14 protein-coding genes are annotated in these 13,128 nt (G+C 72.4%); 8 read left to right on the top strand and 6 right to left on the bottom strand.

Annotated elements, in window-relative coordinates:
* Positions 1–105 precede the first annotated feature (105 nt).
* From HPY23_RS12125 to HPY23_RS12110, 4 genes are read right to left on the bottom strand one after another with little or no spacing between them, the layout of a single operon-like run.
* Positions 106–552 carry an RrF2 family transcriptional regulator gene (locus tag HPY23_RS12125; protein WP_082742439.1) on the bottom strand — a complete coding sequence of 149 codons (447 nt, stop codon included), beginning with the start codon at positions 550–552 and terminating at the stop codon, positions 106–108.
* An 8-nt stretch (positions 553–560) separates the two neighbouring features.
* Positions 561–1,058, bottom strand: coding sequence for a dUTP diphosphatase (gene dut / locus HPY23_RS12120; RefSeq protein WP_091889494.1), 498 nt, complete (start codon positions 1,056–1,058; stop codon positions 561–563).
* Positions 1,055–1,924 (bottom strand): aldolase/citrate lyase family protein, encoded by an 870-nt coding sequence (locus tag HPY23_RS12115; protein ID WP_091889492.1) that lies wholly within the window; start codon positions 1,922–1,924, stop codon positions 1,055–1,057. The genes dut and HPY23_RS12115 overlap by 4 nt, the downstream gene beginning before the upstream one ends.
* A 56-nt stretch (positions 1,925–1,980) precedes the next feature.
* Positions 1,981–2,595, bottom strand: coding sequence for a GntR family transcriptional regulator (locus HPY23_RS12110; protein ID WP_210344371.1), 615 nt, complete (start codon positions 2,593–2,595; stop codon positions 1,981–1,983).
* A 187-nt stretch (positions 2,596–2,782) separates the two neighbouring features.
* On the opposite strand from HPY23_RS12110, the gene HPY23_RS12105 reads away from it, so the two are divergent.
* The 4 genes from HPY23_RS12105 to HPY23_RS12090 are packed head-to-tail and all read left to right on the top strand — an operon-like array spanning position 2,783 to position 6,961.
* On the top strand, positions 2,783–4,114 hold the full coding sequence (locus HPY23_RS12105) for an MFS transporter (RefSeq protein WP_334318798.1): 1,332 nt from the start codon (positions 2,783–2,785) through the stop codon (positions 4,112–4,114).
* A 41-nt stretch (positions 4,115–4,155) separates the two neighbouring features.
* The gene (locus HPY23_RS12100; RefSeq protein WP_060846450.1) at positions 4,156–4,836 is read left to right on the top strand and encodes a DUF2848 domain-containing protein; all 681 of its coding nucleotides are present in this window, start codon (positions 4,156–4,158) and stop codon (positions 4,834–4,836) included.
* A gap of 8 nt (positions 4,837–4,844) precedes the next feature.
* Positions 4,845–5,717, top strand: a complete 873-nt coding sequence (locus HPY23_RS12095) for a hypothetical protein (RefSeq protein ID WP_091889488.1) — start codon at positions 4,845–4,847, stop codon at positions 5,715–5,717.
* Positions 5,675–6,961 (top strand): amidase, encoded by a 1,287-nt coding sequence (locus HPY23_RS12090; RefSeq protein WP_091889486.1) that lies wholly within the window; start codon positions 5,675–5,677, stop codon positions 6,959–6,961. Before HPY23_RS12095 ends, HPY23_RS12090 begins: the two co-directional genes overlap by 43 nt.
* A 522-nt stretch (positions 6,962–7,483) precedes the next feature.
* On the opposite strand, the gene HPY23_RS12085 is transcribed toward HPY23_RS12090, so the two are convergent.
* Entirely contained in the window at positions 7,484–7,669 is a 186-nt protein-coding gene (locus HPY23_RS12085) for a DUF3606 domain-containing protein (protein WP_060846453.1), read from the bottom strand.
* 215 nt (positions 7,670–7,884) lie between these two features.
* Between HPY23_RS12085 and HPY23_RS12080 the strand changes: the two genes are divergently transcribed.
* From HPY23_RS12080 to HPY23_RS12065, 4 genes are all read left to right on the top strand, one after another.
* On the top strand, positions 7,885–9,000 hold the full coding sequence (locus HPY23_RS12080; protein ID WP_091889484.1) for an asparaginase: 1,116 nt from the start codon (positions 7,885–7,887) through the stop codon (positions 8,998–9,000).
* A 436-nt stretch (positions 9,001–9,436) separates the two neighbouring features.
* A complete protein-coding gene (locus HPY23_RS12075) occupies positions 9,437–10,195 on the top strand; it encodes an SDR family NAD(P)-dependent oxidoreductase (protein WP_091889482.1) in 759 nt (252 codons plus the stop codon).
* 11 nt (positions 10,196–10,206) lie between these two features.
* Positions 10,207–11,088 carry a beta-keto acid cleavage family enzyme gene (locus HPY23_RS12070; RefSeq protein ID WP_091889480.1) on the top strand — a complete coding sequence of 294 codons (882 nt, stop codon included), beginning with the start codon at positions 10,207–10,209 and terminating at the stop codon, positions 11,086–11,088.
* Positions 11,089–11,357: 269 nt separating this feature from the next.
* On the top strand, positions 11,358–12,146 hold the full coding sequence (locus tag HPY23_RS12065; protein WP_060846457.1) for a lytic murein transglycosylase: 789 nt from the start codon (positions 11,358–11,360) through the stop codon (positions 12,144–12,146).
* 280 nt (positions 12,147–12,426) lie between these two features.
* Here the strand turns inward: HPY23_RS12065 and HPY23_RS12060 are convergent.
* Positions 12,427–13,128: DUF2778 domain-containing protein (locus tag HPY23_RS12060; protein ID WP_200649610.1), on the bottom strand; the 702-nt coding region annotated here is incomplete at its 5' end.

The raw sequence follows: 13,128 nt of genomic DNA, 5'->3' as shown, positions 1-13,128 counted from the left end.
CGGTGCGATCTGAAGGCTTGGCGTCAGCACCCAATCCCTAAGCTACAACAATGCTTTATGCTACGCTCGCCACCCCAGATCCACCGTCCTCGTGAATAAGACGGGCTAGATGGTGAAGTCCGGCCCCGCCCGGGGCCCCGCGACCCGGACGGCCTCGGCGCGGCCGCACAGGTCCTCCACCGTCACCGCATCGAGCGTGGCAAGGTACGCGCCGGCCGCCTCCGCCACCAGGGGCGCCACCACGAGACCGAAGACCGCCTTGTCCGCCTCCACGTCCGGCCGAGCCTCCGGGCCGAGCACCGCCCGGGCGATGTCGCCGGCGCTGATGCGGCGGCGCTCGCGGGCGAGCTCGTAGCCGCCATGCGGCCCCCGCATGCCCTTGAGCAGGCCGTGATGCACCAGGGCCTGGAGCACCGCCTCGAGGTGGCGCGGAGGCAGGGCGTGGCGCGCCGCCAGCGCCTTGGCGCTCACCGGCTGGGGCCGGGCGTGGAGCGCGATGTCGACCATGGCGGCGAGCGCCAGGGCGAGGCGGGGCGGGGCCAGTGCGTCCACCCGCGCCCTCAGCCGCGGCCGGTGGAGCCGAAGCCGCCGGCACCGCGGGCACCGGCCTCGGCCTCCAGCTCGGGAAACGCCTCGACCACCTGCAGGGACGGCCGCACCACCCGGGTGAAGACCAGCTGGGCGATGCGCTCGCCCGGCCGCACCGGGATCGCCGCGGACCCTGGCGGGTTGCGGTTCCAGGCCGAGATCATCAGCGGGCCCTCGTAATCGGCGTCGATCACCCCGACGGTGTTGCCGAGCACCAAGCCGTCCCGGTGGCCGAGGCCGGAGCGCGGATACACCATCGCGCACCAGCCGGGATCGCGGATCGCCAGGGCGAAGCCGGCCGGGATCAGGATCGCCGGGGCCTGCGGGAGGATCGGGGTCTCCGCATCGAGGCAGGCATGGAGGTCGAGCCCGGCCGCCAGCGCCGAGCCCCAGCGCGGGAAGCCCCAGCCCGCCAGACGCGGATCGAGGAGCCGGATCGCGACGTCGAGGCCGTGCGCGGGCTCGCTCATGCCTTGTGGCCGGCACGGGACGCCACCGCGTCGGCGAGCGCGACGAGGCGGCGGGCCTCGTCGGCCTCCCGCCGCAGCACGGTGCGGCCGAGATGGGCGAGGCCGGCTTGGCCCCTCCCCTCGGGCGCGTCGAAGGCGGCCACCAGGACGCGGGCGGCGGCGACCGAATCCGGGTCGGGTGCGAAGGCCGCCTCGGCCCGGCGGGCGCCCGCGGCCGAGGTCACCACCGCGCCGTCGAAGCCGAGGCCGCGGGCGCGGCCGATGTCGAGGCGGTCGGCGGGATCGAGCAGCACGTCGAGGTCGTGGGCGCGGGCGGCGGCGAGCGCCGTGGCGAGCCAGGCGAGCAGCGGCCCGGCCTCCGGCGCGCCGGGCGGCAGCCGGCCCTCGCGGGCGAGCGCACCGGCATCGACCACCAGGCAGGCGAGGCGAGCGTCGACGTCGCGCACCGCGCTCGCGACCGCCTCGGCCGACAGGATGCCGAGGGGCGTGTCGAGGCAGGCCCAGATCCGTACCCGCTCCGGCGCGTGCAGGCGGCGCAGGCGGCTGCCGAGGCCGGCGAGGTCCTCGGGCTCCTCGACCCGCGGCACCAGGACGGCGTCGGGCCCGGCCTGCGCCACCGCGGCGAGGTCGTCCTCCCCCCAGGGCGTGTCGAGGCCGTTGACCCGCACCACCACCTCGGCGGCGGAGAACCCGCCCTCGGACAGGCCGGAGACGACCAGGGCCCGGCCCGCCTCCCGATCGGCGGGAGGGAGCGAATCGGCGAGGTCGAGGATCAGGGCATCGACGGGCTCGGACCGCGCGGCGGCCAGGGCGGTCGCGGTGGCCGGCACCAGAAGGGCGCTGCGGCGGGGGCGGATGTCGGTCATCGGTCGCGTGACTCCCCGATTTGGCGGCGCATCTATGCCTCGGGGAACGGCTCCCGTCACCCCAGCCGCGAGGCGAGCGTGCGGGCGAAGGAATCGATGTGCGCGGTCATCGCCGCCGCCGCCCCGTCCGGGTCGCGCCCGCGCAACGCCGCCAGGATCTCGGCGTGCTCCTCGGCCACCTCGGCCTGGTGGTGGCCGGTGGCGAGCGACAGGGCCCAGAACCGGACCGAGCGCCCGTGCAGCCCGGCCAGCACCTCTGCCAGCACCCGGTTGCCGGAAGCTTCGGCGATGACGGCGTGGAACAGCCGGTCCGATTCGAGGATCGCGTCGAGGTCGTCCGGGGCCGCGGCCAGGATCGCGTCGAGCCGCTCCAGCGCCTCCGGCCCGATCCGTGCGGCGGCGAGCGCGGCGCAGGGCGGCTCGGTCAGGCGGCGCACCTCGATCAGGTGGGCGAACTCGTCCATCGAGAGCGGCTGCACCAGGATGCCCTTGCGGGGCAGGATGCGCACCAGCCCCTCGTGCATCAGCCGGTGCAGGGCCTGGTTCACGGGCGTGCGGCCGAGGCCCAGTTCGGCGCACAGGCCGGATTCGTTGAGCGCATCGCCGGGCTTCAGCCGCAGCGAGACGATGTCGTCCTTCAGCCGCCGGTAGGCGCGCTCGTTCTGCGACAAGGTTGGGCACGAACCTGCACGCGTTTTGGCCACCGACACCGCTCCGCTCCATCGCCGCCGCTTTACCACGGGGCAGGCCCAACTTGGGCCGTCTTGTGAAATATCACAGGCATGGTACTTGCAGAACCACACGCCGGGCGGCCGGTTCGCGGACCGCGGGAGAAGAGCGATGCCGAGGGTGGACGACGTGAGAGCGCACGATGCGAGAGCGCAAGACGCGACCAAGGGGGAATTGGACGAGGGCTACCGCCGGGCGACGCTCCGGCTGATCCCGTTCCTGGTGTTCCTGTTCATCCTGGCCTGGATCGACCGGGTGAACGTGGGCTTCGCCAAGCTGCAGATGCTGTCGGATCTCAAGTTCAGCGAGGCGGTCTACGGCTTCGGCGCCGGCATCTTCTTCATCGGCTACTTCCTGTTCGAGGTGCCGAGCAACCTGCTGCTCGAGCGCATCGGCGCCCGCAAGACGCTGGCGCGCATCACCATCCTGTGGGGGCTCGCCTCGATGAGCCTCGCCTTCGTGCAGTCGGAATGGACGTTCTACGCCATCCGCTTCCTGCTCGGCGTGTTCGAGGCCGGGTTCTTCCCCGGCGTGGTGCTCTACCTCACCTACTGGTTCCCGAGCGCGAAGCGCTCGCGCATCAACGGCCTGTTCATGACCTCGTTCGCCATCGCCGGCGTCATCGGCGGCCCGCTGGCGGGCCTGATCATGGGCACGATGGGCGGCGTCTCGGGGCTCGCCAACTGGCAGTGGCTGTTCATCCTCGAGGGCATCCCGTCCCTGATCGCGGGCGCCGCCGTGCTGGCCTTCCTGCCCGACCGGCCGAAGGACGCCCGCTGGCTCACCCCGAAGGTGGCCGCCGCGATGACGGCGGTCGTCGAGGCGGAAGGCCGCGCCGCCGGCAAGGAGGCGAGCTTCAAGGCGGCCTTGCGCGACGGCCGGGTCTGGCTCTGCGCGCTGATCTACTTCTGCATCGTCAGCGGCAACGCCACGATCGCGTTCTGGACGCCCTCGATCATCAAGGAGATCGGCGTGCAGGGCTCGATCGCGATCGGCTTCCTCGCCGCCGTGCCGTTCATCGCCGGCACGATCGCGATGGTGTGGACCGGGGCGCATTCCGACCGCACCGGCGAGCGCCGGCTGCACTGCGCGATCGCCAGCCTGATCGCGGCGGCGGGGCTCGCCGCCACCGGGGCGCTCATCGGCCACGCGGTGCTGGCGCTCGTCGCGCTCACGGTCGCGGCGATCGGCATCCTGGCCGCCTTCCCGGTCTTCTGGTCGCTGCCGCAGACGTTCCTCGCCGGCACCGCGGCGGCCGGCGCCATCGCGGCGATCAACTCGATCGGCAACCTCGCGGGCTTCGTCGCCCCCTACGTGGTCGGCCTGTCGAACACGCTCACCGGCACGTCGAGCAACGGGCTCTACGTCGTGGCCGGCTTCGAGTTGCTGGCCGGCCTCCTGGTGCTGGGCTTCGCCCGCTGGCGCGAGGACCGGGCGGCCGACCTCGCCCCGGCCGAATGATCCGCCGCGCGATCCCTCGAGAGATCCGGAGACATGACACGATGCTGACCTTCCATCGCGAGGCCGCCGGCCGCCGGGACACGATCGCGCTCTCGCCCGAGGCGCTGGTGATCGCCGGCTGGGCCGGCCGGGACGAGGCGGCGATCCGCCACCACATCGACGAGCTCGCGGCGATCGGCGTGCCGCCGCCCTCCTCGGTCCCGGTCTATTACCGGGCCGCCGCGGCGACGCTGACGCAGAGCCCCCGCCTCGAGGTGCTGGGGCCGGATTCCTCGGGCGAGGCCGAGCCGGTGATCGTCTCGCTCGCCGACGGGCTGTGGCTCGGGCTCGGCTCCGACCACACCGACCGCAAGGCCGAGACGGTCGGCATCGCGCTCTCCAAGCAGATGTGCGGCAAGCCGGTCGGTACCGGCCTGTGGCGCCTCGACGAGGTCGCGGACCACTGGGACGAGCTGATCCTGCGGGCCTACGCCACCATCGACGGCGCAAGGCTGCTCTACCAGGAGGGGCGCTTGACGGCGCTGCGCACGCCGGGCGACCTGATGGCGCGCCGCCCCGGCGGGCCGGATCTGCCTCCCGGCACGGTGATGTTCGGCGGGACGCTCGGGGCGATCGGCGGCATCCGCCCCGCCGCCCGGTTCGAGATGGAGCTCGAGGACCCGGTGATGAAGCGCACGCTCGCCCACGCCTACGACATCGCCGTGCTGCCGGTCGTGGCCTGACGCCCGCGATGACGACCGCGCTCGCCGGGATCGGGGACGGCGCCTTCTGGGCGGCGCTCCTCGTCAAGATGCTGACGAGCGCGGTCATCGTGGTCCTGGCCTCGCTCGCGGTCGAGCGGGCCGGGGCCCTGGTCGGCGCGATGATCGCGACGCTGCCGCTCTCGGCCGGGCCGGCCTACCTGTTCCTCGCCCTCGACCACGATGCCGCCTTCCTGCGCGACAGCGCGGTGGCGAGCCTGCCGGCCATCGCCGCCACCGCGCTGTTCATTGCCGCCTATGCGGCTCTGGCCCGCCGGCACGGCGTCGCGCCCTCCCTCGCGGCGGCCCTGGGTACCTGGACCGCCGCCGCCCTGGCCCTGCGGGCCCTGGGCGGCGGCCCCCTCGGGGCCGGGGCCGCCACCATCCTGGTGATCGTCGCCTGCATGGCGCTGTGCCGCCGCGTCCGCGCCGGCCCCCCGGTGCCGAAACGGCCCGGGCGGCGGAACGACGTGCTGGTCCGGGCCGGCATCGTCATGACGCTGGCTGCCGCCGTGGTGCTGGCCGGCCGGCTCGCCGGGCCGGGCGCCGCCGGCCTCCTCGCCCTCGCCCCGGTGGTGATGGTCAGCCTGGCGGTGATCCTGCATCCGCGCCTCGGTGGGGCGGCGACCGCACGGATGCTGGTGCTGAGCCTGCCGGGCATGCTCGGCTTCGTGGCGGCGCTCGCCACCCTCGCCCTCACGGTCGAACGGCTCGGGCCCGTCCTCGCCCTGCCGCTCGCCCTCCTGATCACGATCCTGTGGAATGGCGGGATCCTGCTCGCCGCCCGCACTCGCCCTGCTCCCATCCGAGAGACCGACCGATGCGCACGATCCGCGACGACCTCGAACGCCGCCTCGCCCTGATCGAGGAGCCGGCGAGCCGCCACGTCTTCACCAAGCTCTACCCGGAGGCCGCCCGCGCGGCGGCCGACGCCGCCGACGCGCGCCGCGCGGCCGGCCTGTCGCTCGGCGCCCTCGACGGCGCCATCGTGTCGATCAAGGACCTGTTCGACGTGCAGGGCGAGGCGACCACCGCCGGCTCGTCGCTCCGTCGCCGGGCCGAGGCCGCGCTCGAGGACGCGCCGACCGTCGCCCGCCTGCGCCGCGCCGGCGCGGTGATCGTCGGAAAGACCAACATGTCCGAGTTCGCCTTCTCGGGCCTCGGCCTCAACCCGCACTGGGGCAACCCCGGCAATGCCGCCGATCCGAGCCTGGTGCCGGGCGGCTCCTCGTCGGGGGCGGGCGTCTCGGCGGCGCTCGGCACCTCCGACATCGCGATCGGCACCGATACCGGCGGATCGATCCGCATCCCGGCCGCGCTCAACGGCGTCGTCGGCTTCAAGCCCACCGCCCGGCGGGTGCCGCTCGCCGGCGCGTTTCCGCTCTCGCCCTCGCTCGATTCGATCGGCCCGCTCGCCCGCTCGGTCGAGGCTTGCGTCGCCACCGACGCGGTGCTGGCTGGCGAGGAGTATCGCCCGCTCACGGCGCTCCCGTTGCGCGACCTGCGGATCGGCGTGCCCCGCGGCCTCCTGTTCACCGAGACCGAGCCGGCGGTGGCGCAGGCCTTCGAGGCCGCGCTGTCGCGCCTGAGCGCGGCCGGCGCCCGGGTGCACGACACCGCCTTCGACGACCTTCTCGCCCGCATGGCCGAGGCGACGGCGGCGGGCCCGATCGCCGCGGTCGAGGCCGCCGAGATCCACGCCGACTGGCTCGACGCCGAGGCCGCCGCCTTCGACCCGCGGGTGCATGCGCGCATCACCCGCGGCCGCACCGTGACGGCGGCGGCCTATATCCGGATGATGCGGGTCCGCGCCGGGCTGATCGAGGCAGGCGACGAGCGCCTCGCGCCCCTCGACGTGCTGGCCCTGCCGGCGACCGCCATCACCGCGCCGCCGATCGCCGCGGTGGCCGAGGACGACGCCGAATTCTCGCGCCTCAACCTGCTGATGCTGCGCAACACCATGGTGGGGAACCTGTTCGACCTCACCGGCATCTCGCTGCCGCTTCCGAGCCAGACGAAGCCCGTCGGCCTGATGCTGCTCGCCCGCCACGGCCACGACCGGCGGCTTCTCGAGATCGCCGCGGGGGTCGAGGCGGCCTTGCAGTGACGCTGCCGGGGTGGGGCCGGTCGCTCCGGCCTGCCATCCTCCTCGGGCCCTCCCTCGCGGGATCGAGCGGGATAACGGCGAGGCGCTCGGGGACCCGGGCGCCGGTCCCTGGTTGCGGCCCGCGGTGCCCGAAGCGCGCCGGGCAAGGCACCTCGTGTCGCGCGTGATCCACGACGGCGTCGCCGCGGCGCAGCAGCGAGCGGCGCGCGACGCCGACCGGAGAAGGTCGCAACCGGAATCATGACGGGCGTGCGAATCAGGCTTTCGGAACGGCCGCCATTGTCTGCAGGCCGAAAATCCGCCGAACCGCAACCTGCGGTCACCTCGATCGACAGGATAATATGTCGTCCAATCGGCAGGATTTCTTGAAAAACGACGGATCCTGCGCCGCGCTTTTGCCGATGATAGTTCTAACAACTAGAGAAAATTGGAGCGACATTACGTCACTCCTCGGTTTTCAACCCATAAAAATGCCGCGGCCCATCTGCCGGACCGCGGCGCGACGATCGGTGATCCGCCGGATCAGGCCGCCTGTCGTCCGAGATGTGCCGCCACGGTCGTGACCCGCGAGCCGACCATTTTCACGGCGTCACGCAGCTCGTCGCCGCTGACGCCGAATTGACCGGCCCAGTAGGCGCGGTCGTCCGGGCAGTGAATATCGATATGTTGAGCGAAACGAGGCTTGAGACCGTCCTGGGAGGCGGACATGATGTTTCCTCGACTGTCGAAGGAGCCAGTATCCGCTGGCGCGGGACGCTCTGCGTCGCGTATCTGAACAACGTCCGAACGAAGGAAAAGTTGCCGGTTCGCCGTGCGTCCCCGCGAGCCGGGCGCCCGGGGACCAAGCGCGGCCGCTGGCGGGAAGCGCCCAAGGCTGGTACCGGCTCCGCCCGTCCGATTCCCCACTCGTTCAGGACTCGACCATGACCCGTTTCCGTCCCGCCCTCGCGGCGCTCCTGCTCGCGACCGTCTCCCTCGCCGGTCCCGCGATCGCCCGCGAGATGCCGCAGGGACCGACGAACCAGACCACGGCGCCGCCGGCTGCCGCCACCAAGGCCAACGTGGTGATCCTCGCCACCGGCGGCACCATCGCGGGTGCGGGGGCCGACGCAACCAACAGCGCGACCTACCAGGCCGCCAAGGTGCCGGTGGACAAGCTGATCGCCGCGATCCCGTCGCTGGGCGAACTGGCGAACGTCCGCGGCGAGCAGGTCTTCCAGATCGCCTCCGAGAGCTTCACCAACGCCCAGCTGGTGCAGCTCGCCAAGCGCGTCTCCCAGCTCCTGAAGCAGAACGACGTCGACGGCGTGGTCATCACCCACGGTACCGACACCCTGGAGGAGACCGCCTACTTCCTCGACCTCGTGGTGAAGAGCGACAAGCCGATCGTCGTCGTCGGCTCGATGCGGCCCTCGACCGCGCTCTCGGCCGACGGCGCCCTCAACCTCACCGACGCCGTCGCCACCGCCGCCAACCCGGCCTCCCGGGGCAAGGGCGTGCTGGTGACGATGAACGACGAGATCCAGGCCGGCCGCGACGTCACGAAGCGCGTCAACATCAAGCCGAGCGCGTTCTTCAGCCAGTGGGGGCCGCTCGGCATGGTGGTCGAGGGCAAGACCTACTGGTTCCGCGCGCCCGTGAAGCGGCACGGCACCTCGTCGGAGTTCGACATCGACACGATCGACACCCTGCCGGAGGTCGCGATCGTGTACGGCTCGGGCAACATGAACCCGGCCGCCTACACCGCCGCCGTGCAGGGCGGCGCCAAGGCGATCATCAACGCCGGCACCGGCAACGGCTCAGTGGCGGGCTACGCCGTCGACACCCTCAAGGACCTGCGCGCCAAGGGCACGATCGTCATCCGCTCCTCGCGCGTCGGCGACGGCTTCGTCCTGCGCAACGCCGAGCAGCCCGACGACAAGTACGACTGGGTCGTGGCCCACGACCTGAACCCGCAGAAGGCCAAGATCCTCGCCGCCGTCGCCATGACCAAGACCAGCGACACCAAGGAGCTGCAGCGGATCTTCTGGGAGTACTGAGGGACTGCTTTACCGATCGACATGCTCTATCCCACGAGCAACCTCGTCCTAAGGTGTTAGTCGATCTTTGGTAGACTAACCTCGAAGTAGGGCTCCAGAAGTCTCCGAGATCACTGGATCCCTTCTTCGAGGCTCGGCGATCTCCGATCGCCCGCGATCTATGATCGCCCGCACCTCAGGAGAGGTCGAGGGTAGGATAGAGAATCCCCTCGCGACCGGGCGCCGCTGCGTTTCGTCCCGGGGCCGCGCCGCATCCGGAACGACCCCGTAGACGCCGTGCCGGTGGGAGCACCGCCCCGACCCCCGATCATGCCACGTCGCCCCGCGCCGTCGAGACGCCCGGGCGGCGCACCCCCGATGCGTCCGGCGGCCCTGGACAAGCCCCTCCCCGCCCGCCACTCTCCCGCGAAACAAGATTTCGCAGGGTGGAAACGACATGATCAGTGCGGATCTGCACGGGCGCCGCGTGCTCGTCACCGGCGGCGCCTCGGGGATCGGGCTCGCCGCCGTCACGCTCTTCGCGCGCTGCGGCGCCGAGGTGATGCTCAACCACCTCGCCGAGGATGCACGCGGGCCGGACGCCGCGGCGCGGCTCGCCGCCGAGGGGCTGAAGGTCCGGGCGATCCCCGGCACCGTCTCGGTGCCGGGCGAGGCGGAGGCCATGGTGGCGCGCGGGATCGACGCGCTCGGCGGCCTCGACATTCTCATCAACAATGCCGGTACCCCGGCCTCCGCGACGCCGATCGCGTTCACCGACCTCGACGCGATGACCGAGGACTTCTGGCAGACCATCCTGGCGACGAACCTGATCGGCCCCTACCGCTGCGCCCACGCGGCGGCGCCGGCCCTGCGCCAGGCCAAGGGCGCCATCGTCAACACCGCCTCGGTGGCCGGCCTCGGCCGGCGCGGCTCCAGCATCGCCTACTCGGCGAGCAAGGCCGGGCTCGTGAACCTCACCCGCAGCCTCGCCCGGGCGCTCGCCCCGGAGGTCCGGGTCAACGCCGTGGCGCCGGGCCTCGTCGAGACGCCCTGGACGCAGGGCTGGCCCGAGGAACGCAAGGCCGACACCCTGTCGCGCACCCTTCTCGCCCGGCTCGCCAAGCCCGAGGACATCGCCGAGGCGATGCTGTTCCTCGCCGCCGGTGCCGCCTACATCACCGGCGAGACCCTGGTGGTCGACGGCGGCATGCTCTGAGGGGGATCGCCATGTCGTCGCGCAAGACCGTCATCACCTGCGCCCTCACCGGGTCGTTCGACACCGCCTCGAAGAATCCGGCGGTGCCGGTGAGCCCACAGGCCATCGCGCAATCCGCCCTGGAGGCCGCCGCGGCCGGCGCCGCGATCGTCCATATCCACGTCCGCGATCCCGCCACCGGCAAGCCCAGCATGGAGCTCGCCCTCTACCGCGAGGTTGTGGAGCGGATCCGCGAGAAGAACGCCGACGTCGTCCTCAACCTGACGACCGGGGCCGGCGGGCGCTACGTCGCGGGCGATCCCGACCCGGCGGTGGCGGGGCCCGGCACGACGCTCGCCTCGCCCGAGGCGCGCACCCGCCACGTCACGGCATTGCGCCCCGAGATCTGCACCCTCGACGTGGCGACGATGAATTTCGGCGAGCACGCCTTCATGAACACGCCCGCGCACCTGCGGGCGATGGCGGCGATGATCCGAGACGCCGGAGCGAAGCCCGAGATCGAGGTGTTCGACCTCGGCCAGATCGAGCTTGCCCGCCACCTCCTGGCGGAGGGGCACCTCGATTCGCCGCCCCTGTTCCAGATCTGCCTCGGCATCCCGTGGGGCGCCCCGGCGACGCCCGAGACGCTGCTGCAGATGCGCGACCGCCTGCCCAAGGACGCGCTGTGGTCGGCCTTCGGCATCTCGCGGGCCGAATTCCCGATGGTGGCGCTCGCCGCCACCGCGGGCGGCCACGTCCGGGTCGGGCTCGAGGACAACCTGTATCTGGCCCGCGGAACCCTCGCCCCGAGCAACGCGGCCCTGGTCGAGAAGGCGGTGAGCCTGCTCGCCCATCTCGACTGTGCCCCGGCGACTCCCGCCGAGGCGCGGGCGATCTTCCGCCTGTCCCGCTGATTCGCCCCGGAGCGGCGTGGCCCGGGCGCCACGCCGCCGGACTTTTCTCCTGTCCCGCTCCGCCTCGCCCTACATTCCGCCCGATGGTTCCGACCGCGTCGTCGAGACGAGGGCCGGGACCTGCGGGCGTGTTGCAGTTCCGCCGTAAAGCTTTCGCAGAGGGCGGGGTCGTAGCGTCGCCCGACGGGCAGGCGGAACAAGCCGGAATGGGAGCCGCGGGCGGCCCGACGTCCCGAGGCCGGCGACGCGGCTCCGATGGAGAAGTCGAGATGATCGGTAACGGTTACGGGAGGGCCCTGGTCGCCGCGAGCCTCGCGGTGCTGGCCGGCGGGGCGCAAGCCGCGCAATGCGGCAACACCTCGGCCGGGTTCGAGGCCTGGAAGCGCGAATTCGCCGACGAGGCTCGCGGGCGGGCGAGCCCCGCCGCGATCTCGGCGCTGATGGGGACATCGTACTCCTCCGCCACCATCTCGGCGGATCGCGGCCAGAAGAGCTTCAAGCTCTCCCTCGACCAGTTCATGGCCAAGCGCGGCGCCGCCGCGATCGTCTCCCGCGGCCGGGCGATGAAGCGCTCGCAAGGAGCCCTGTTCGATTCGATCGAGCAGCGCTACGGCGTGCCGCCGGGCCCGCTCCTGGCGATCTGGGGCATGGAGACCGGCTTCGGCGCCGTGAAGGGCAACGTCAACACCCTCTCGGCGGTAGCGACGCTGGCCTACGATTGCCGCCGCTCGGCCTTCTTCACCGACCAGCTCTACGCCGCCCTGACCCTGGTCGATCGCGGCGTGCTGACCCCCGGCACCCGCGGCGCGGCCCACGGCGAGGTCGGCCACACCCAGTTCCTGCCGAAGAACGTGCTGAACTACGGCACCGGCGGCAGCCTCGACAACGCCTCGGTGGCGCTGAACTCGACCGCGAACTTCCTCAAGGCCCATGGCTGGCGCGCCGGGGCCGGCTACCAGCCCGGCGAGCCGAACTTCGCGGCGATCCAGGGCTGGAACGCCGCCTCGGTCTACCAGCGCGCCATCGCGATCATCGGTGCCAGGATCGACGGCGAGTAAGCTGGACAGAATAACAAGACCCTCGGGAGCAGGGCTCCCGAGGGTCTCCGGATACGGATCTGCCCGGCAAGCGACGATAGTGCGCGCGCCACCGCCATCCTGTTCTCGACCTCATCCCGAGGTGTCGGTCGATCGGCGATCGACCGACCTCGGAGGAGGGCTCCGGTGACCGCGGTGGTTCCTGGATCCCTCCTTTGAGGCCATCCGATCTTCGATCGGCCGGCACCTCGGGATGAGGTCGCGATCGGGATGGATTGTCAGACACGCTCTCTCAAGGCTCTCAGCCTCGCGTCGCCCGGTCCGACGGGCCGCCGCGCCCGATCCGCGGCAGATCGCTCGCGCCGGCCCCCGGCACCACGACGAGGCGACGGACCTCGCCGCGCAGGAAGGCCTGCAGGAATCGGTCGTAGTTGCGGAACGAGACGCAGCCGTTCGAGGCGCCGCTCGGGCCCAGCATGTAGGTGTGGGCGAGGAGCCCGACGCGGCCGTGGATCGCGCCGCTGCCGCCGACCGGGTTGAGCCGGATCGCCCGCACGCCGTGGAAGAGCGCCTCGCGCTCGGTGAGGTCGTAGGTGCCCGGCGGCGTGGCGCCGCGCATCTTCAGGTGGACGTTGCGGGGGTCGTCCATGTGCGGCCCGAGGCCGGAATGCGCCTCCAGCGACTCGCCGCTCGGCAGCGTCACGACGCGGGCGCTGATGTCGTACACGGCGATGCCCGGGCTGGCGCTCAGGCGGGGCCGCGGCGTGCTCGCCTCGAGCCCGCCGGGGGCGGCATAGGCGAGGGTCTGAGTCGGGGCCGAGCCCCCTCCCCCGAAGATCCGGTCGAACAGCGACGGCTCCTCCGGCAGGGCGGCCTTGAACACGCTCTCGGTCGAGGCCATGGCCCGGACCGGGCGGCGCGGCGCGCGGGTCGCCAGCACGGCCGGCGTCGGGCGCAGCTCGGGCGGGCGCGGCACGGGAAGGGGGGCGACGGCCAGCGGACC

It is taken from the genome of Methylobacterium ajmalii, assembly GCF_016613415.1.
GTDB lineage: Bacteria > Pseudomonadota > Alphaproteobacteria > Rhizobiales > Beijerinckiaceae > Methylobacterium > Methylobacterium ajmalii.
Note: the sequence above shows the minus strand (reverse complement) of the source record. Positions and strands in the feature narration are given on the sequence as shown.